Origin of the sequence: Arsukibacterium sp. UBA5043 (assembly GCA_002415085.1) — a bacterium.
Taxonomy (GTDB): Bacteria; Pseudomonadota; Gammaproteobacteria; order Enterobacterales; family Alteromonadaceae; genus Alishewanella.
The window spans coordinates 39,511-59,144 of record DIBV01000017.1; the positions used below are offsets into that span (position 1 = coordinate 39,511).

At 49.5% G+C, this 19,634-nt stretch carries 13 protein-coding genes; 6 read left to right on the forward strand and 7 right to left on the reverse strand.

Annotation, left to right across the window (positions count from 1 at the left end):
• Nucleotides 1–6: 6 nt before the first annotated feature.
• Entirely contained in the window at nucleotides 7–3,528 is a 3,522-nt protein-coding gene (locus B2Q61_RS14155) for an efflux RND transporter permease subunit (RefSeq protein WP_290616888.1), read from the reverse strand.
• A 1-nt stretch (nucleotide 3,529) separates the two neighbouring features.
• Nucleotides 3,530–4,771 carry an efflux RND transporter periplasmic adaptor subunit gene (locus tag B2Q61_RS14160; protein ID WP_290616890.1) on the reverse strand — a complete coding sequence of 414 codons (1,242 nt, stop codon included), beginning with the start codon at nucleotides 4,769–4,771 and terminating at the stop codon, nucleotides 3,530–3,532.
• A gap of 475 nt (nucleotides 4,772–5,246) precedes the next feature.
• Between B2Q61_RS14160 and B2Q61_RS14165 the strand changes: the two genes are divergently transcribed.
• Complete coding sequence (locus tag B2Q61_RS14165) at nucleotides 5,247–5,555, forward strand: isoamylase early set domain-containing protein (protein WP_290616892.1); 309 nt, start codon at nucleotides 5,247–5,249, stop codon at nucleotides 5,553–5,555.
• A gap of 59 nt (nucleotides 5,556–5,614) precedes the next feature.
• On the opposite strand, the gene B2Q61_RS14170 is transcribed toward B2Q61_RS14165, so the two are convergent.
• Entirely contained in the window at nucleotides 5,615–6,733 is a 1,119-nt protein-coding gene (locus B2Q61_RS14170; protein WP_290616894.1) for a beta-ketoacyl-ACP synthase III, read from the reverse strand.
• A gap of 394 nt (nucleotides 6,734–7,127) precedes the next feature.
• Between B2Q61_RS14170 and B2Q61_RS14175 the strand changes: the two genes are divergently transcribed.
• Nucleotides 7,128–8,849, forward strand: a complete 1,722-nt coding sequence (locus tag B2Q61_RS14175; protein WP_290616896.1) for an autotransporter assembly complex protein TamA — start codon at nucleotides 7,128–7,130, stop codon at nucleotides 8,847–8,849.
• A 10-nt stretch (nucleotides 8,850–8,859) separates the two neighbouring features.
• A complete protein-coding gene (locus B2Q61_RS14180; protein ID WP_290616898.1) occupies nucleotides 8,860–12,486 on the forward strand; it encodes a translocation/assembly module TamB domain-containing protein in 3,627 nt (1,208 codons plus the stop codon).
• 31 nt (nucleotides 12,487–12,517) lie between these two features.
• Here the strand turns inward: B2Q61_RS14180 and B2Q61_RS14185 are convergent, their stop codons facing one another.
• Both B2Q61_RS14185 and B2Q61_RS14190 read right to left on the reverse strand, forming a co-directional pair.
• A complete protein-coding gene (locus B2Q61_RS14185) occupies nucleotides 12,518–13,306 on the reverse strand; it encodes a methyltransferase domain-containing protein (RefSeq protein ID WP_290616900.1) in 789 nt (262 codons plus the stop codon).
• The gene (locus B2Q61_RS14190; protein WP_349678769.1) at nucleotides 13,303–14,064 is read right to left on the reverse strand and encodes a Nif3-like dinuclear metal center hexameric protein; all 762 of its coding nucleotides are present in this window, start codon (nucleotides 14,062–14,064) and stop codon (nucleotides 13,303–13,305) included. Before B2Q61_RS14190 ends, B2Q61_RS14185 begins: the two co-directional genes overlap by 4 nt.
• Nucleotides 14,065–14,204: 140 nt before the next feature.
• On the opposite strand from B2Q61_RS14190, the gene B2Q61_RS14195 reads away from it, so the two are divergent.
• Nucleotides 14,205–14,579 (forward strand): hypothetical protein, encoded by a 375-nt coding sequence (locus B2Q61_RS14195; protein ID WP_290616902.1) that lies wholly within the window; start codon nucleotides 14,205–14,207, stop codon nucleotides 14,577–14,579.
• Between the two features lie 27 nt (nucleotides 14,580–14,606).
• On the opposite strand, the gene B2Q61_RS14200 is transcribed toward B2Q61_RS14195, so the two are convergent.
• Nucleotides 14,607–15,857 (reverse strand): glycosyltransferase, encoded by a 1,251-nt coding sequence (locus B2Q61_RS14200; RefSeq protein ID WP_290616904.1) that lies wholly within the window; start codon nucleotides 15,855–15,857, stop codon nucleotides 14,607–14,609.
• Nucleotides 15,858–16,027: 170 nt separating this feature from the next.
• Here B2Q61_RS14200 and trhA point away from each other — a divergent pair, with 170 nt between their 5' ends.
• A complete protein-coding gene (gene trhA / locus B2Q61_RS14205) occupies nucleotides 16,028–16,675 on the forward strand; it encodes a PAQR family membrane homeostasis protein TrhA (RefSeq protein WP_290616906.1) in 648 nt (215 codons plus the stop codon).
• Nucleotides 16,676–16,752: 77 nt separating this feature from the next.
• Here the strand turns inward: trhA and B2Q61_RS14210 are convergent, their stop codons facing one another.
• Complete coding sequence (locus B2Q61_RS14210) at nucleotides 16,753–18,294, reverse strand: S8 family serine peptidase (protein WP_290616908.1); 1,542 nt, start codon at nucleotides 18,292–18,294, stop codon at nucleotides 16,753–16,755.
• A 372-nt stretch (nucleotides 18,295–18,666) separates the two neighbouring features.
• Between B2Q61_RS14210 and trxB the strand changes: the two genes are divergently transcribed.
• Nucleotides 18,667–19,623: a thioredoxin-disulfide reductase gene (gene trxB, locus B2Q61_RS14215; RefSeq protein WP_290616910.1), complete on the forward strand. Its 957-nt coding sequence runs from the start codon at nucleotides 18,667–18,669 to the stop codon at nucleotides 19,621–19,623.
• The last annotated feature ends 11 nt before the right edge of the window (nucleotides 19,624–19,634 follow it).

The window sequence follows — 19,634 nt, forward strand, 5'->3', positions numbered from 1 at the left end:
CCGTGCTTAAAAACCGCTATCAGTTACCGGTGAATGGCTCGGATCCTTTGCTTCATCCTCAGTAGTAACTTGGGCTGCATGTTTACCGGCAAACAACGTTATTATCAGTAGCACGATTAAACCCAACAGTGGAATAATCAACAACAGTGCCCACCCGCGACTGAACTCTAAATCGACTAAGCGGCGGCAAATCGCCGCAGCAATCGGCAATGTCATCGCGATTAAATAGGACAATGCGATAACGCCCATAGGTAATATTCCTGTACGGGCAACAATACCATCGACAATAAGCAACACCAGCAACAGCGCAATATGAACCCAGAAAAACTGCCAGAACTCGCGCCGGCTATCGGGCTGGTTAAAGTTAGCATAGCTGCGAATAGCCCGGCCAAAACTGCTGATAGCTTGTGGCACGACTTTCTTAGTGTCCTCTAAAATAACATACAGCGCCGGGATCAGTACCAAAGTAATGACCGTCGCGAACAGAATACCGAATGCCAGTGATACCGCCATCGGCACTACAATTTTCGCCTGTAAGCTCCGTTCCAGCACAATGGGCGCCAAACCGACAAAGGTGGTCAGCGAGGTTAATAAAATGGCCCGAAAACGCTGGGTACCAGCTTCTACTACCGCCTGTTTAATGGCCATGCCCTGCTCCCGTGCCCGGTTAACAAAGTCCACCATAATCAGGCTGTCATTGACTACTACCCCCGCTAATGCCACTAAACCAAAGATCGACATAATGCTCAGGCTCAGCCCAAGTAACATATGGCCCACCACAGCACCAATTAAGCCAAAGGGGATCACGCTCATAATAATTAATGGCTGACTGTAAGATTTAAGCGGCACCGCCATTAACGCGTAAATGGCAAAAAGCGCTAACACTGCCGCTTTCATTAAATCAACCTGGGCATCAATTTCATCCTGGCTGGCACCATCCAATGACCCGGTGACGCCAAGGTATTTTTGCTCCAGCTCTTTGATCACTTTATTTTGTACTTCACGAACGACTTTGGCTGGCTCAATCAGGGTTTTATCGGCTGCCGCGCTAATGGTCACCGCCCGCTCACCATTCACCCGGTTAATGGCGCTGAAGCTCGGTTGCATGGTATAGCTGGCTACCCGGGAAAATGGTACTTCGCCACCGTTAGCCGTGCGAATGCGCATGTTTTCCAAATCACCAATTGAACGACGCTCATCCTGCGGGTAACGCACCATCACTTTAATTTCTTCGCCATTACGCTGCAGGCGCTGAGCCTCCGCCCCGTAAAAGCCATAGCGTACCTGCCGGGCTAAATCGGCCAGGCTAATGCCCAGTAACTCGGCCTCTGGTTTTAATGCCAATACAATTTCATCATTGCCGCCAAGTAAGTTGTCCTCAATATCAAATACCCCGGCATACTCGGCCAATCTGGCTTTTAACTCTTCAGTTGCCAGTTGCAGGTTTTGTAAGTTGGTACCGCGCAATTGCAGCGCAATATCAGCGCCACCACCGCCCATCGGCGAGCTGTTAATTTTAAATGTTTTCAAACCCGGGATTTCCGGTATCTGCTCCCGCCAGCGCTTGGCAATCTCAAAGCCATCAATTTCGCGGTCTTCACTTTTTTCAAGCTCGACCACCAGCTGACCTGCGGTATCGCTGTTTAAAAATACCAGCCGGTGCTTAATCACATCTTCATTAAATTCACGCCCAAGTTCGGTGTTGGCACGCAGTAAGGCTTTTTCAATTTCCTGCATCGCCAGCACGGTCGCCTCATTCGACGCGCCCTCTTCCATTTGGACGTTAGCCTGAATAAAGTCACTAGGAATATTCGGGAAAAATACCCAACGGACAAAACCACCTTGCAGCACACCAATCATTAAAATCATCAAGGCAAAAAAGCACGCCATCGTCAGATAACGCAGCTGAATACACCGCTCAATAAAAGGTTTGTACGTATTGTGAATAAAGCGATACAGTACACGGGATACCGCTTCGCGAACCCGCTTTAAGGTATTACTACCAAACCGGCCTAAAGCGTAAACACCACCTTTATCCGGATCCCACGGTTTAGTATCCATATTGGCAATGTGAGTAGGTAAAATAAGTTTTGATTCAATAATAGAAAACACCAGACACAGCACCACCACCCAGGCAATGGATTCCCATATCGCTGACTGACCGCCGCCAACCATTAACATCGGTACAAAGGCCGCAATAGTCGTTAACACGCCAAAAGTGGCCGGCATGGCAACTTTTTGGGCCCCGGCAATCACCGCTGCAGTCGATTTACCGCGCTTTTCTATCTCGGTGTAGGCGCTTTCACCGATTATAATCGCATCATCCACCACTATCCCCAGCACCAGAATAAAGCCAAACAAGCTGATCATATTAATAGAGACATCAAACATCGGTAATGGCAGCATCGCCAGTGCGCCAAGGAAACAGACCGGAATACCCACCATCACCCAGAAGGCCACCCGAAACTCCAAGAATAAGGTTAGCGCCAGCAGCACCAGAATTACCCCGGTCAGCAAGTTGCCGGTCATTAGATCTAACCGGCCTTGCAGGTAATAACTGGAGTCACCCCAGTAATCCAGCTGCACGCTGGGCGGCAAACTGGCTTTTTTATCTTTAACATATTGTTTAACGGTATCAGCAATTTGCAGCGTATCGTCTTCACCTACGGCATCAATCCGGATCGACACACTGTTTTTACCGTCAAAGGTTGCCAAGCGGCTGCGTTCAATAAAACCATCATTAACGTTGGCAATTTCGCCTAAGGTAAGCCGGCTGCCATCGGCAAATTTCAGCAGTACAATATTGTCAAAGTCAGCCTGATTATAGGCCTGGCCTTTGGTGCGCAGTAAAATATTACCGCTTTCAGAGCGGATTGCACCACCGGGTAAATCTACCGAACTGGCCCGGATCGCGGCCACAACCTGATCCAGCGTTAAGCCATATTCTTTTAATTTAAGCTCCGGGACCTCAACGGCTACTTCGTAGTCGCGCGCGGCGACCACATCAACTTTACTCACCCCAGGCTGCTTTTTAATTTCATCCCGGATATCTTTAGCCAGCTCTTTTAAGGTGCGCTCTGGTGCATCGCCATACAACGATAACCACATAACATTACTTTGAAAACGCACCCGATATACCACTGGCCGTTCAGTTTGTTCTGGCAAGGAAGAAATAGAACCAACCTGGGTTTTTATCTCATCCATGACTTCCTGCACTTTAAAATTCGAGTCAATTTCAGCCCGAATTGTTGCCAGGCCTTCGACGGCAGTAGAGCGAATGCGTTTAATACCATTTACTGCGCGCAGGCTCTCCTCGACTTTATCAATAACCCCGGATTCCACTTCTTGTGGTGCAGCGCCAAGGTAAGCCACCCGGATGTTAACCACTTCCAATTCAATTTCTGGAAAAGCCTGCTTTTTTATCGTAAAAACAGCCGCAATACCGGCTACTAAAATAATCGCCATCAGCAAATTTGCTGCGACGCTATTGCGGGCGAACCAGGCAATAATACCTTTATTGGTATCCATGTTACTGGCCCTCTGCTTGCTTCACCGCCGCTGCTGCATCGGCCAGTTGCGTAGGTTGTTCGGCATGGTCTTCTACGGTATTGTCGCCGGCTATCCGCACCATAGTGCCAGCCAGCGGGTTAGAAATGGCAGATAACACCAGTTGATCACTGCTTTGCAGTCCATTGGTAATGTACGCCGCCTCTGCTGTAGCCCGGTCTACCGTGACCTGACGAAATTGCAAGGTGTTATCATTATCTACTACCAGCACCTTATTGCCTGGTAATAGTAAATGACGGGCAACCTTAACCACCTGCTCGGCCTGAGTGCCAGTGATGGTTGCAGCAACAAAGCGGCCAAAATTCAAAACTGGTTGTGTTTGATTACGGCGCTGATAAGGATCCGCTACCTCAGCGACCACATAAATTACCCGGCTGCGCTCATCCAGGATCCCTTCTGTGCGAACAAGTTTTGCCGGCCACTGCACTTGCTGTCCGGCAATGGTGCTGCTAAGCATAACCTGGTTATTATCAGACGTTATCGTGTCGGACTCACCGGCACCTGGCATAGTTAGAAATGCCATATCAGTATCAGTCAAAGGTAAGCGAATTTCAGCAATGTCAGTGCCGACAATTGAACCCAGCGCGGTGCCCCGACTGATAAATTGGCCAAGGTTCGCGGCCCGTGTCCGCACCATGCCATCATAAGGGGCGCGGATTTCAGTGCGGGCCAAATCACGATTCGCCCGCTCCACTTCAGCCTCGGCCGACTGCACACTGGCTAACGCACTGGCCAGTTGTGGCTGGCGCAAGCCCAACGCAGGCGCGTTACCATCGGTAAAGGATCGCCATTCTTCCTCAGCAACTTTTACCCGGGCTTTTTCTTCAGCCAGCATCGCCTGCGCATTAGCCAACGCTGCCTGGGCTGCTTTAACGTTGGTGAGATAGTCACTTTTTTCAACCTGTACCAGCAAGTCGCCCTTTTTAAAAAAACCACCGGCAACAAACTCTTCTGCTACCGCCACTACCCGGCCATTCACTTCTGAAATCAGGCTGGTTTCAAGCTTGGGTGTTACCATGCCCTGAGAGCTGATTTGATAAACGATGTTATCAGGCGAAATAGCCCCAGTATTGACCAAAATAGCCGGTCGGGTTTCCTCACTTTTCTGAGGAGGCTGACGCATCTTGCCTAAACCCACTGCGGCCATAATAGCGACTACAACAACCACTACCGGAAGAATTACTTTTACAAAAAAAGAAGACATGACTTACCTACCCGTCAATTTTAACTGCGTACATCATAAGCGCTATGGCGACAATTGTATGCCAGCGACTGTTAATGATTGTATCCTGATAGCGCGGCATTAAGTTATGCTAACGCCAAAAACAGATGGATCCAAAACCGTGTCACTTTGCGCCAGGCCTGTAATAACGCGGCCATCTGCGGGACTGTGGGCCCCGGACCGGGTTAACATTACGCTTAACGGGCGACCAGGCGCCTGACCCTTCGTAATATTTTGTTACAAACCACAAAAATTAAAACAGTTGTTTAAGTGGCAGTTATAACCCTACAACTTAAAGTTATTTGCCGATTGCCCCACGCTGATTTATGGTAAGCACGGTGATCAGGCTGGTCATTTTTAAGTCATATATCGCAGGTAGTATTTTTGCCAGTATTCACTATCGCAGCAGCATTATGCTTACGCAGACTGCCAATGCAGTTAGATTGAGGGAAGCAACATGAGTATCACCAAACACTATTTAAAAACCAAACCAGTGTGTAAAGTCACGTTTAAAATTAGTGCTGAGCAATTAGCCGGAGCCGAGACTGTTGCCCTGCTTGGTGAGTTTAATGATTGGGATCCGGCAGCATTACCCATGAAAAAAAGTAAAAAAGGTGATTTTAGTGCCAGCGTAACCCTGAATAACGATCAGGAATACCAGTTTCGCTATCTGGTTAACGGCGGTACCTGGTTAAACGATGACGCGGCAGACGCTTATCTACCGTCACCGTTATCTTATGATCATAATTCAGTCATTCGGTTATAGCTCTGATATTACCAGGTGCCGGCACTGTTGTGCTTGCACCTGGTACTCACTTAGCAGGTTTAACAGCGCTCCAGTATCAGACAGCCAACCGAGTAACCCGCACCAAAGGAACACAGCACGGCTTTATCACCCTTATTTAAACCCGTTTTATGCTTATGAAACGCTATGATTGAACCGGCAGAGGCAGTATTTGCATAACTGTCCAGTACCAGTGGTGCTTCTTCTGGCAACGGGTCTCGTCCCAGAATTTTCTTCGCCGCAAAAATATTCATATTAATATTTGCCTGATGCAGCCACAGCCGTTTTAGCTGATCCGGGCTGATATTAAGCGTTGCCATTTCATTCTGAATAACGTCGGCAACAATAGGCAATAATTCTTTAAAAACCTTTCGACCCTGTTGTTTGAAAAACGGAACTTTAGGATCGGGTTCAGCAAAACAATGTTCAGTGTAGCCAATATCACAGCGGATATTATTCGAAAAACTGGTTTGCAGCCGCATTCCTAAAATAGCAAATGCCTGCTCTGACGTGCAGCTGCTTTGTGCTTCAATAATGGTGGCGGTACATACATCACCAAAAATAAAATGGCTGTCACGATTTTTATAATCCACCTGAGGTGAGGCAAACTCGGGGTTAACCACTAACACGACTTTCGCTGTCCCCCCGCGAATGGCATTGGCAGCGTTGCTAATGGCAAAGGTGGCAGAGGAACAGGCAACATTCATATCAAACGCATAACCGGCAACGCCCAGAATATGCTGCAGCTCGATAGAAAGTGCCGGATAGGGCCGCTGCATATTGGATGCCGCACAGATTATAAGGTCAATGTCTGCGGCCGTTTTATTGGCCTGCAGCATAGCTTCCCGGGCAGCAGCTACAGCCATCTCAACCATTTCTGGCGGGGTATTTTCATCACGCTTCTCAAATACCGGGTGCATTATCTTTGGCTCAAGAATGCCATCTTTATACAACACGTGCCGCGACTTTATGCCTGAGGCTTTTTCAATAAACTCACTGCTGGAGTATTCCAACGCCTGATGTTGTCCGGTACTGATTTCTGCAGCATGCTGCCGATTGTGTAAATCAACATATTGGTTATAGCTGGCAACCAGCTCTTCATTACTGATGGTCGCGGTTGGCGTAAATAGCCCTGAACCACTGATTACAATATTTTGCATTACTTTACACCTTGTCTGGTTGCGACGATCTTATTATCTGATTAAAACACGGCCAGGCCTGAATTGCCGGCATTTCCATTGTACTATGAGTCGATTATGAATGCTGCGCCCGGAGTACTGTGGCCCGGCTTGTTGCCTAGTATAACGAAAATTATCGTCGGCGTTTAGTGGTACAGCAACTGGCTGACGCTTGCCTGATTTAGCAAGTTATTCCACAACACGCTACGCTTTTACAGTACCATACCCTGCTTGTATGCCTGCTTGTTAAGGTGAGATCCAGTATCGACGGTGTACACTATGCTTTGGTCTGCGGCATAATAGCAGGTAATTACTGACGACAAACCTCCCCTATCAGGGGTGTTTCTTCTGTTTATCGGGGAATAAGATCATCCGCATGTCGCTATCTAGAATGCTAATTTATGTTTTTTTCCTGGTCAGTGGCAGTAGCTTTGCGCAAACTAAACTGCAAATTGAAGGGCTGAAGGGTGAGCTGGAGAAAAACGTCAACGTTTTTTTAGCAAAATATGATGCTACTGAGATCTCCGGTTCCTTGCGCTTTCAGTTGAGCCTGCAACAAGATATTGAGACAGCCTTACAAGCACTGGGCTACTACCAGAGCGAAGTTGAATTTACGTTGTCGGAAGGCGCTGGCAAAGCCACCTTAACCGTTGCTATCACCCCGGGCGAACCGGTCAAAATTAACATATCGGATATTGTTCTGATCGGCGATGCGACTGACGATCCACAGTTTAACGCGGTGCTAAGAAGTCAGGCGCCAGAAGTCGGTGATACGTTGCACCATGGGAAATATGAAAGTCTGAAAAGTGAATTGCTCAGTCTGGCTCTGCGTAAAGGTTACTTTGATGCCACGTTTAGCCGTAGCCGGCTGGAAGTCATTCCTGAGCTTAGTCAGGCAAATATTCATCTGCACTTTGACAGTGGCAAGCGTTATAAATTTGGCGAAGTCACCTATAGCGGACAGCAAATTCGTGATAAATGGATGCAATCGCTAATCCCATTTGAACCCGGCCAGCCCTATCTCGCCAGTGAGCTGGGAGAATTTAATCAAATACTTGCCAATACCAACTGGTTTTCCGCTATCGCCATTGAAGGTGCTACTGAACAAATAGACGATTACACCTTACCGATTATAGTTAAACTGGAACCGCGGCTGCGTAACAGCGTTGAAACGGGGATTGGTTATTCGCAAGAGGTGGGGCCGCGCCTGAAATTAAGTTGGTTTAAACCCTGGCTTAATGACCGTGGTCACAGTTTAAATGCCGACCTTATTTTATCCGGCGAAGAACAAAATATTGAAGCACGCTATAAAATGCCGTTAGCGGACTCTCCCAGTGATTTTTATCAATTTCAATACGGGGTTGGCGTTAAAGAATATAGCCGCCAGGATAATGTTCGTACCAAAGTGTCTAATCTGGCTGCAGAACGCCACTGGTTACTCGAAAGCGATTGGTATCGGATTGCGTCAGTTCGTTGGCTTTATGAAGAAGCAACCGAGTTTGAACAAACCACAACCAGCAATATCCTGATGCCTGGCATTCGTTTTAACCGTTTACGCCAGTCTGGTGGCCAGATGCCACGATCGGCAGACAGATTATTATTTAACGTTGAAGTATCTGATAAGCGTTGGGGCTCAGGTGCAAACTTTGTCAGAGTGCGTGGTCGTGCCGGATGGATTGGCAGTGTGGGTAATAGTCATCGCTTTGTAACCAGGGCTGATGCCGGGGCGGTGATAGGCGCCGCAATTGAAGACTTACCGCCTTCACTGCGTTTCTTTGCCGGGGGAGACAATAATCTGCGTGGTTATGGTTATGAATCGTTACCACTGCAAGATGAAAGCACTGATGTTGTCGGTGGCCGTTATATGGCAACGGCTTCTGTTGAGTATCAATACCGGGTTCGTGGCAACTGGTGGCTCGCTGGATTTTTCGATTACGGCAGTGCCTGGCAAGACAAACCGGAATTTAAGCGTGGTGTTGGTTTAGGGGTTCGCTGGGCCTCACCAGTTGGCCCGGTGCGGCTCGACTTCGGTTATGGTCTGGATAGCGGTGAGCGTAAAGCATTCAAGATCCATTTCGCCCTGGGCCCTGAGTTATGAGACCTGACCGATGAAGCCTGCAATTCATAAAACCCTGAAATGGCTAAACTGGACGCTGATCCTGCCGCTGCTGGTCGTGGTGTTGCTGCTGGCAATACTGCTCTACACGCCTGTTGGCCTTAAGCTGGGGCTGTGGCTCAGTGACAAATATGTGCCGCAGTTATCGGTTGCCGGCCACACCGGTAGCTTGCTTGGCGGTATGCAACTTAACAACCTCAGCTGGCACAACGAGGGGGTTAGATTCCAACTCGAACAGTTGCAACTGGATATAAATAACAACTGCTTTTTCCAACTTAAGCTCTGTGTTTCAGAATTAACGCTCAGCAAGGGCTCGCTGAAGCTTGGCGAAAATACGTTTCGTTTTAACCGGTTTAATACCTCGGCCGAAGCCTGGGGTCGGGAGTTGCAGTTCAATGACAGTCAACTGCAACAATTGCAAATTGACCTGGTACCGGCCAGTGAACCATCAGCTGAACCCTTTCAGTATCAGCCGCCAACACTTAGCGACCTTACGCTACCGCTGGCCGTTTATGTCAATCGCTTCAACCTGACTGATGCCAGCATCATTCAGGCCGGGCAAACCACAGCACTGCCTGATGTTAATTTCAGTGTGCAAGCACGTGAACAGAATATCCGCCTGCTCGACTTACAAGCCCGCCACCCGCTTGCCAGCCTGAGTGCCACCGCCGATATTACCCTGCAAGGCAGCTACCCTCTGCAAGCGCAGCTAAGTACGGTACTCAACCAGGCGCCACTGGCAGGACAGCAACTGAATGTCAGTCTCAGTGGTACTCTGGCTGATTTGGCAGTCAGTGCCCGCACCACAGGAAAAATAGAGGCAAAAGCCGACGCGCAATTAGCGTTACTCACGGCAGGGCTGCCGCTGAGTGTTAATTTAGACTATGAGGCATTTAACTGGCCACTTGACAACAGCGACGCCTGGCAACTTCGCCGCGGCAACCTGACCGCAAGCGGAGACCTGCAACAACTGCAATTTGGCGTGAACGCCGGGGTATCGCACAGCACCGTGCCCGCGGCAGAACTTAACGCTACAGGCCAGTATCTGCTAGCGGACTCTGTGTTACTGATTGATACTGCAAAGGTGGCCGTGCTGGATGGCGCCGTTAGCGGTAATGCCCGGATTGAACTGGCCGACACCCTGCGCTGGCAGGCAGAGCTAAACCTTACCAGTATTCAACCTGGTTCATTCTGGCCAGAATTCAGTGGTCAGATTAATGGCAAACTGGCAAATACAGGAACCTTTAGGCAGGATGGCAGTTGGCAAACTGAATTAAACCAACTGGCTATCAACGGGCAATTGCGAGATGAAACAATTAATATTCAGGGTAAACTGGCTGCCAGTTATCGTCAGCCAGTTGACCGTTATCAAATCGACAGCGAACAGCTAATCCTGCAACATGGCGATAACCGCATTACCCTCTCTGGCTCACTGGCAGAACAATGGCAGCTGGATGCCCGGATTACGGTACCTGACTTAAGCAGCAGTCTGCCGATGGCTAATGGTATCATTAATGCTGATGTAACTCTGCGCGGAGCGCAGCGCCAGCCGCAAATAGCGGCAACGATTACCGCCAGTGAATTGCGTTACGCTGGTCATTCGCTGCAGCAATTGGCAGTTGATGTGCAGTTGCAGGTACAACAAAACCAGCAAATAATGACCAGCCTTGACCTTACCGCCAGCGATGGCAAGCTAAATGGTTTTCAGATTGACAAGCTTTCGTTAACCGGCTCAGGCGACGAAGCCCAGCACCAGCTGAACCTCGACTTGCTATCGACCCAGGCAGATGTTTCATTCAGGCTTAGTGGTCAGCTAACGGACCGCAAGCGCTGGCAGGGTCAGCTAAGCGATGCTACGGTAGGCACTCCGATTGGTGCCTGGCGATTGCAAGATGCCATCGACTTACGTTATCTGCTGCAACAGCAGCAACTGAACATTAGCCAGCATTGCTGGCAACACGATCCTGGCACGCTCTGCTTAACGGAAAATGCCAGCCTCAGTGCTGAAAATTTAGCCGCAAAAATTGAAATACAACAATTAAATCTGGCTAGTCTCAATCCGCTGATGCCGCTGGCAGTAAATTTAACAGGTGAGTTAAATGCCCGCGCCAGTGCCAACTGGCAACCCGGCCAGCAGCCCCGGTTTGAGTTATCGGTGCAAAGTAACCGTGGTGCCCTGACCGAGCAAACCTCGCCCCCTATTGCTTTGAGCTGGCAACAATTAACGCTGAGCAGTCGGTTAGAAAACGACCAGCTGAGTGCCAGTCTGCAAGCCACGTTAAATGAGCAAGCCGGCTTAACGGCCAGGCTCAATATTGCGGATATCAGCAGCAGCAACCGACCACTGAGCGGCAGCTTGCAATTAACCGAATTTACCCTGGAATTTCTGCAGCCGCTGTTGGACGAATACAGTGAGTTAGCCGGGGTGATCAGCGCTGATATCGCGGCTGATGGCAGTGTAGAAAACCCGCTGCTGTCCGGACAACTTGCCCTGAATAAATTGCGGGTAAAAGGCAAACTGGCACCCACCGATATTAATAACGGCAGCCTGAGGGTCGCATTTAAAGGCGCTAATGCCGATTTGCAAGGTGACATTGCCACACCTCAGGGAGATCTGACGTTGGCAGGTAAGGCTGACTGGCAACAATTGGACAATTGGCAAGCCCTTCTGGGAGTTAAAGGCGATCCACTTAGTGTTCAGATTGAACAAGGCAAACTGCAGGTTAAGCCAGATCTTGAGATCAGCGCCAACCCACAACGCATTAAACTTACCGGTAACGTTGCCATCCCAAGCGCTCAGCTAAGTATTGATGAATTGCCACAAAATGCGGTGGGCTTATCCAGTGATACCGTCATCCTTAACGCTGAAGGCCAGCCTGTTAAGGAACAACAAGCCATGGCAACACCGATTGTCGCAGATATCAGGTTGCAGCTGGGAGACAAGGTTCAGCTGGCTGCGTTTGGCCTGGAAACCTTATTGCGGGGTAATCTGCAGGTCAGACAGCAAAACGGCAGACAAACCATCAATGGTGAAGTAAGGCTGGTTGACGGCACTTTTCGTTCTTATGGCCAGGATTTGTTAATCCGTAGCGGTAAAATGACGTTCAATGGCCCGCCAGATCAACCCTACTTAAATGTAGAAGCCATCCGTAACCCCGCCAATATGGAAGATAACGTAGTGGCAGGTATCCGGGTTATTGGCCCGGCAGACCGGCCGCAAATCACTATTTTTTCAGAGCCTGCCATGCCCCAGGCCAATGCCCTGTCCTACTTGCTGGTCGGCCGTGATCTGGATAGTGAATCGGGCAGTGCCGCCAATGCGGTTACCACCAGCCTTATCGGTATGAGCATTGCTTCAAGCGGTAGCCTGGTCGGAGAAATAGGCGAAGCGTTTGGCGTAAGTGATTTAACCCTCGATACGGCAGGTTCGGGTGACAACTCTCAGGTAACCGTTAGCGGCTACTTAACCCGTGATTTACAGGTTAAATATGGTATCGGTATTTTTGAGCCCATTGGCGAGTTCACCCTACGATACCGCTTAATGCAAAGTTTATATCTGGAAGCGGTATCCGGGCTTGATAAAGCGGTAGACCTGTTATACCGCTTTGAATTTGATTAGCCATGCTGTCATGGCTGGCAGCAGGTCTGGCTTATTCCGGTTTGCGCAGTAAAAGATGCGTATAGCGTCCCAACGAAGCATAAGGTTCTTGCTGGTTATATAACAGCTCCAGCGCCAACACCTGCTGGAAATGGCTTTGTTGCTGAGTACGATCCCGTAGATAATCATGAAAACAACGCACGCCGGTTTTACTGATCAGGGAGAAGCCGGCTTGCTGATACCATTGCTCAACCTTTAGCGGTTCCAGTGGGTTTTGCGGGCTGAGCTGCACTTTCTTTTTAACCTTAAAATCGGCTGTCACATAATCGAAGTTACCATATAAAATATTACTGAAGCGCATTGCATCTTTGTTGTAGTACATCAGCGACAATGTGCCCCCCGGCGCAACCAGCTGCCAAAGTTGATTTAACGCCAACTCTGGTTCAGCCAGCCACTCCAGCATGGCATGGCATAGTACCAGCGGGTATTGCTGCGGGGCCTCATGGCTTAACGCCGCCAGGCTTTGCTGGCTAAAACGCAGCAGAGCATCAGCACCGGAAACTTCCAAGCCCTGTGCGGTCGCAGCCTCTGCTGCCATCGCCAGCATTTCTGCCGAAATATCCGTTAGTGTTACCTGATGTCCCCTGGCCGCCAACGCCAGACCCAGCTGGCCCTGACCAGCGCCAACGTCAAGCACTTGACAAGGGCTCTGCAGCACCGTTAGCTGACTTAAGTCCCGCAGCAACACCTGTTGACGGATCTCGCCCTTACTACTCTGGTAGATATTGCGCTGAAACTTGGCGGCCATGCCGTCAAAGCTACGATCGGTATTTTTGTTCATGCCGGATTGTCGATATCAATAAACTGCACATCCAGCGCATAGTTGGCGCTAAGGTATTCGCCCAGCGCCTTAATGCCGTAGCGCTCGGTCGCATGGTGACCCGCAGCAATAAAGTGAATATTCAGCTCCCGTGATACATGAATAGTTTGCTCAGACACTTCACCACTGATAAACAAATCAGCGCCAGCAGCGGCTGCCTGCTCGATATAGCCCTGGCCACCGCCGGTACACCAGGCCAGTTTTCGTACCCGTTTATCCGAGCAGGCATTGTGAGCCAGCACTTGCCGTCCCAGTTGCTTCTGCAATAATTCCGCTACCTGCGTCAGGCTCTGTGGCTCGGCAAATTCACCCTGCATCAAGACACCAACCGGCTCTACTGTTGATAGAGAAGTGATCTTGGTCGCCTGCATCAGTTTGCCAAGCTGAACATTATTGCCAAGCTGTGGATGAATATCTAATGGTAAATGGTAGGCAAACAAGTTGATGTCATTGGCCAATAACGCCTGCAGGCGATTTTTTTTCATGCCGGTAATAACCGGCGCTTCATTTTTCCAGAAATAGCCGTGATGAACCAAAATGGCATCAGCCTGCACTGCTATCGCGACATCTATCAGGGCCTGACTGGCGGTTACCCCGGTAACAATACGGTTAATTTGCGGCTTACCTTCCACCTGTAAGCCGTTTGGACAATAATCACGTACCCGCTCAGTTTGCAGTAGTTCTGCCAGCAGGCTGACCAGTTGTTGGCGTTGCAACATAAAAACTCCGGTTTGTAATATCCGCTAATGGCACTATTGTACTGAAAAACAGCTAAAAAGCAGGCAGATTTGTCTATTACCTGCATTTTGATGTATAAATAGCGGGCAACGATTAATTTTCACGCACAGGTACCCTAAGCATGACAAAATTGGATAAAGATCAGGTAATCGCTGATTTTACTGCAGCTTATAAAGCTGAATTTGGTAAAGCGCCAGAACTGGAGCAAAAACCAGGCTGGTTCAGTGTTGATGGTGGTAAAAATATTCGTCTGGCTGAGCTGGCAGAACTAGCGGAAAGCTACGGTAAAGGCGGCAACACCAAAAAGGCTGCGTCCACCACGGCTAAAGCAGATAAAAAACCTGCTAAGCCAGCGGCAAAATCAGCAGCCAAGCCCGCAGCAAAAAGCAAAGCTAAAACAGCAACGCCGGCAAATACCACGCCGGGCGCAGCTGCTGCGTTTTGGGCGGAAAAAATTAACGATAGCAAGCAACGGCCACCTCGTGGTTCGCGTTAATTGCCGTGTTTAAGTAATAACGGCAGGTTATTCGTTATCTGAAACTGGCGCAATTTGCGCCAGTTTACTTTTCGCTTCGATCCACTGCCCCATATATTTAGTACTGCGATAAGCATGATGTCGCAGCATCAGGCCAGTAAAATTCATTTGCCGTTGTTGCGTTAAGCCTCCCCGTATCTGCTCAAGCTGCTGCCAGACCCGCGCAGCCTGCTCCGGGCCAAACCGTTCAGCCACAATGCTATAGCCCTGCTGCTGTGCTTGTTGCCAGCGCAGTTTATCCTGATATAGCGCCACCGCCGCGTCGGCAATTGCACTGCTATCGTTGGCGATAGCGCCGCTCCAGCCCGAGTCGACATTCATGCCTTCGGCGCCAATATCGGTGGTGATACTGGGTGTACCCTGGCACATCGCTTCCAACAATTTACCTTTTAAACCGGCACCAAACGCCAGTGGTGCCAAACAAAGCCTGGCCTGACGCATTACTTCAGCACTATCAGCCACCCAGCCTTTAACTAAAAAACCCTGTTTCGGGTTATGCAATGCCGTGGCTTTTGGCGGAGGATAGGCACCGTAAATATGCAGTTCAGCGTCAGGTAGCTGTTTTCGGATCTGCGGCCAGATCTGCTGTTTTAACCAGAGTACCGCCTGCCAGTTGGGAGCATGGCGAAAATTGCCGATGGCAATAAAATGCTGCCTCTGATCAAACCCAGGGCGGTTAGTTGCGGGGAGTTTATCTAACCAGAACGGGCAATAGCACAGTAGCTCAGCCGGCACGCCATAATGCTGCTGTAGCAACTGCATTTCCGTTTCAGAAATAACCAGAGTTAAATCACAGCGATAAATGGCTGCGATTTCCCTGAGCGCCAGATCAGAATTAAGCGCCGGCGCATCAACCGGCAGCTGCTTAATATGGCAAAGTTGTCTGGCCTGGCGCAGGGCATGGCAATCTTCCATATCAAGAATGCGCATTGCGCTGGGGCATGCCTGCTCTACCCGCCAGCCAAATTGCTCTTCCAGCATAAAACGGTCAAAAAGCACCGCTTGCGGATTTTGCGCTGTTAACCAGCTATCAAAACTATCGCAGTTTAATTTAACCTGCTGCTCAGCGACGCCAAGCTCAGCCAACAGAAAACGATGCGGACTGAGCTCAGCCGGGCTGGCAAACTGCACCTGCCAGCCCTGACTTAAATACAGTTTGATCAGGCTGAGCATGCGGCTGCCAGCAGCAGAAGAATTAGGTTCGGGCCAGACGTAACCCAGAACAATAAGTAATGGCATAAGATGTGCTTTGCTGTACAGGCGTTGCTCAAAAAGCGCAGTGTACCGCCGTAGCGGCGAAATACCAATGCTTTTACCGATACCCGGCTGGTTGTTGTTTACCTGAAGCAGGTTGTTGTTAAGATACGCATCTGAATTCAGCTTTTTAACTAATTAATCCGGTACTCACTATGACCAGTTTAAGCCGCTACACCCTGCTGGAAGAACAGCTGCACGCGCTAAGTCACGCCGTCGGTGCCGTGCTGGGCCTGATTGGCCTCGGGCTTATGCTACGTCTGAGTTTACTGTTTGGTGATAACTGGCAGCTGGCCAGCGCGCTGATTTATGGCAGCAGTATCATTCTGCTGTACAGTAGCTCGGCGCTTTATCACAGCATTCACAACCCGCTGCTAAAATACCGGCTGCGCCAGCTGGATCACGCGGCAATTTTTATTCTGATTGCCGGCACCTATACGCCGTTCACTCTGATAAGCCTGCGCGGAGACTGGGGCCTGACGTTATTTGCTGTAATCTGGCTTATTGCCATAGCCGGCGTGATATTGGAGCTGGCTACCGGCCTGAAATATAAAAAGCTATCCCTGGCGCTCTATCTGGGAATGGGCTGGATAGTCGTAGTTGCAATTAAACCGATGCTGACCCACGTGCCTGCGCCGGCGATGTGGCTGTTACTGGCCGGCGGCCTGGCCTATTCTGGCGGGGTGCTGTTTTACATCTGGCGCAGCCTGTACCTGCATCATATGATCTGGCACTTATTCGTGCTGGCCGGCAGTATATTGCACTTTTTAGCCGTATATTGGTATGTGATGCCGCATGCCTAGCAAAATTTGTTAATGGCACTATAAAAAAGGGCTGCTGACGCAGCCCTGCAACAACCTTTGCGGTTGTATGTTATCGCTTAGTACTGGTAGCTGTACGTTACACCACTAAAGGCGCTGTAGGCACGGATACCCACATGCCAGGTACCGGCTTGTGGGTTGTTAATAGTGCAAACTTCGTTATTGCCATTTAAGTAGGGGCGACAGGTATAGGCACTGGTGCTTGGCTGACTACCATACCGGACATACAAATCAGCATCACCGCTACCACCGGAGATCTGGAAAGTAAGCTGGGAGACACCTGAGGGGATCTGGTAACTACCACGTAACCATTGACCGGTTGAAGCCGACAGATTCGGGAAGGTTGCGCCACCGCCCGGAGGTGTACCGCCACCGCCGCCGCTGCCATCACAGCCATTATTGGTAATAAAGTCATCCGCCGCTTTGGCCTGGACAATACCGAAACCGTACGAGTTATCACGACCCGCTGCACCGCGGTCCTGTGCCGTCACATTCAACACATTACGAATTTGAGCAGCGCTACACGAAGGATGGTTGCTCCATACCAGGGCGGCGACTCCGGCCACGTGTGGTGAGGCCATCGAGGTGCCGCTAATGCTATTGTAGCCGCCATTGCGCCAGGTTGAACTGACATTAACGCCAGGGCCGGCAATTTCTACCTGCGAGTTGCGCTGTGAAAAGTTGGCCAGATTACGGTTTGAATCTACCGCTGCAACCGAAACAACGCCATTATATGAGGCAGGATAAGACAAACTGGTATTACCGGCATTACCTGCCGCGGCCACCAGCAACATACCGCCATTATAGAAATTGGTCATGGCATTGTTTTCAGTCTGGTTTGATGAACCACCGCCCAGACTCATATTCACCACTTTAGCACCGGCATCTTTACACGACTGGATTGCCTGCACCAGGTTAGAAGCAAAGGTCCAGTTTCCGGAGTCGTTAAAAATCTTAACGATGTGCACTCCGGCCTGCCCGGAACCGATAGTCCCTACGACACCTGAATTATTATCCAGTGCCACCATGGTGCCCGCAACATGGGTACCATGACCATTGCCATCTGAATACCAGTTGCCATGACCCGAAAAGGCAAAACCCGTTACGCCTGAGCTTTGTAAATCTTCGTGGCCTGAAGTATAGCCAGTATCAATTACACATACTTTAATGTTACCGGCACTGCCATCACTTACCTGGTTTGCTTGCACCATAGTAATACCGTAAGGCGTCGATTGCGCCATCGGGCTGATTACGTCCATCAGATAGCGTTTGGCGTCCTCTTCCACGTATTCCACATTTGGGTTTGCCTGCAGTGCTTTTAGCTGCTTAGCCGTTAACTTCGCCACACTGGCATTGGCTGATTTTAAGTGCATCAGAGCATCAACCCGATGACCACGTAATACCGTTTCGGCCTGCTGGGTTGAAAATTCATTCTGGCCATTGCCATTACTCATTACTGCGGCGGTCGGCTTAAATTTAATAATATATCGGCCGTTGTCGTTATTTTCGTCAATCAGGCTGTTAGCAACGGCCTGAGCAGTTAAAGTAAGTGCAAAGCAACTGCTGACACCAAGTACTAAGAGTTTTTTAGTTGTTTTCATTGTGGTACCTTGTTTTCAGAATATGAATTGTATGACATCCTTTTTATTGACTGCGTCCTTCGACACTTAACTAACCAGTTGCTCAAGAAAACAACAATTACAAAACTCTTACAAAATACTTATAAAAAAAAACGTCAGCCCTCATCCAGGGAAAAAAAACGGATATCAGAAACAAATAAACTATTTCAGGAAAATATTTTAACGCCCTTATACCGCTAAGTTATTAGGTAGATGGTTTATGAATAATGATTTAGCCCGCCAGGTTTACAGCTAGCAGCAAACTAATTAGCCCCCAGATCTTTCTATGCCGATTGCATTCTTTTAGAATCACCCCCATTGCGTTTTCACTAAGTCGTTTTTTTGGAGTATTACATGTCAAACAGCAAGCATTGTCGGTTACTAATTCTGGGTTCAGGCCCGGCCGGATATACCGCCGCAGTTTATGCTGCCAGAGCTAATTTAAATCCGGTGCTGCTAACAGGCATGCAACAAGGTGGCCAGCTAACCACTACCACCGAAGTAGAAAACTGGCCAGGCGATGCTCATGGCTTAACCGGGCCGGCGCTGATGGAGCGGATGCAGGCCCATGCCGAAGCGTTTAACACCGAAATTATCTTCGATCATATTCACACTGTTGATTTACAACAGCGGCCATTTACCCTGACCGGCGATAATGGCAGCTATACTTGTGATGCGTTAATTATCTGTACCGGTGCCTCGGCTAAATATCTGGGTCTGCCGTCAGAAGAAGCCTACAGTGGCCGCGGTGTTTCAGCTTGTGCTACCTGTGATGGTTTCTTTTACCGTAATCAGAAAGTCGCCGTGGTTGGTGGTGGTAATACCGCGGTAGAAGAAGCTCTGTATCTGTCGAATATTGCCAGTGAAGTGCATCTTATTCACCGTCGTGACACCTTTAAAGCCGAGAAAATTCTGGTAGACCGTTTAATGGAAAAAGTGGCCGCAGGAAAAATCGTGCTCCACACCCATTGTGTACTGGAAGAAGTACTGGGCGACGAAATGGGGGTAACCGGCGTACGTTTGGGGTCAACCAAAGGCGAAGCCGCATCGGAGCTGGCGCTGCAGGGCGTCTTTATTGCCATTGGCCACTCGCCTAATACCGATATTTTTAAAGGCCAGCTGGACATGAATGGCGGTTATTTAAAAGTTGTCAGCGGCACGGAAGGTAATGCCACCCAAACCAGTATTCCCGGTGTGTTTGCTGCCGGTGACGTGTCCGACCATATTTATCGTCAGGCTATTACCTCTGCCGGAACAGGCTGTATGGCTGCGCTGGATGCTGAGCGTTACCTGGATGGTCTGGTAAAATAGCGTAGTTAGCC

Excerpts from the sequence above, each read along its gene's own strand:
- B2Q61_RS14155 (WP_290616888.1), bottom strand. The coding sequence starts at position 3,528 with ATGGATACCAATAAAGGTATTATTGCCTGGTTCGCCCGCAATAGCGTC.
- B2Q61_RS14160 (WP_290616890.1), bottom strand. The coding sequence starts at position 4,771 with ATGTCTTCTTTTTTTGTAAAAGTAATTCTTCCGGTAGTGGTTGTTGTA.
- B2Q61_RS14165 (WP_290616892.1), top strand. The coding sequence starts at position 5,247 with ATGAGTATCACCAAACACTATTTAAAAACCAAACCAGTGTGTAAAGTC.
- B2Q61_RS14170 (WP_290616894.1), bottom strand. The coding sequence starts at position 6,733 with ATGCAAAATATTGTAATCAGTGGTTCAGGGCTATTTACGCCAACCGCG.
- B2Q61_RS14175 (WP_290616896.1), top strand. The coding sequence starts at position 7,128 with ATGTCGCTATCTAGAATGCTAATTTATGTTTTTTTCCTGGTCAGTGGC.
- B2Q61_RS14180 (WP_290616898.1), top strand. The coding sequence starts at position 8,860 with ATGAAGCCTGCAATTCATAAAACCCTGAAATGGCTAAACTGGACGCTG.
- B2Q61_RS14185 (WP_290616900.1), bottom strand. The coding sequence starts at position 13,306 with ATGAACAAAAATACCGATCGTAGCTTTGACGGCATGGCCGCCAAGTTT.
- B2Q61_RS14190 (WP_349678769.1), bottom strand. The coding sequence starts at position 14,064 with ATGTTGCAACGCCAACAACTGGTCAGCCTGCTGGCAGAACTACTGCAA.
- B2Q61_RS14195 (WP_290616902.1), top strand. The coding sequence starts at position 14,205 with ATGACAAAATTGGATAAAGATCAGGTAATCGCTGATTTTACTGCAGCT.
- B2Q61_RS14200 (WP_290616904.1), bottom strand. The coding sequence starts at position 15,857 with ATGCCATTACTTATTGTTCTGGGTTACGTCTGGCCCGAACCTAATTCT.
- trhA (WP_290616906.1), top strand. The coding sequence starts at position 16,028 with ATGACCAGTTTAAGCCGCTACACCCTGCTGGAAGAACAGCTGCACGCG.
- B2Q61_RS14210 (WP_290616908.1), bottom strand. The coding sequence starts at position 18,294 with ATGAAAACAACTAAAAAACTCTTAGTACTTGGTGTCAGCAGTTGCTTT.
- trxB (WP_290616910.1), top strand. The coding sequence starts at position 18,667 with ATGTCAAACAGCAAGCATTGTCGGTTACTAATTCTGGGTTCAGGCCCG.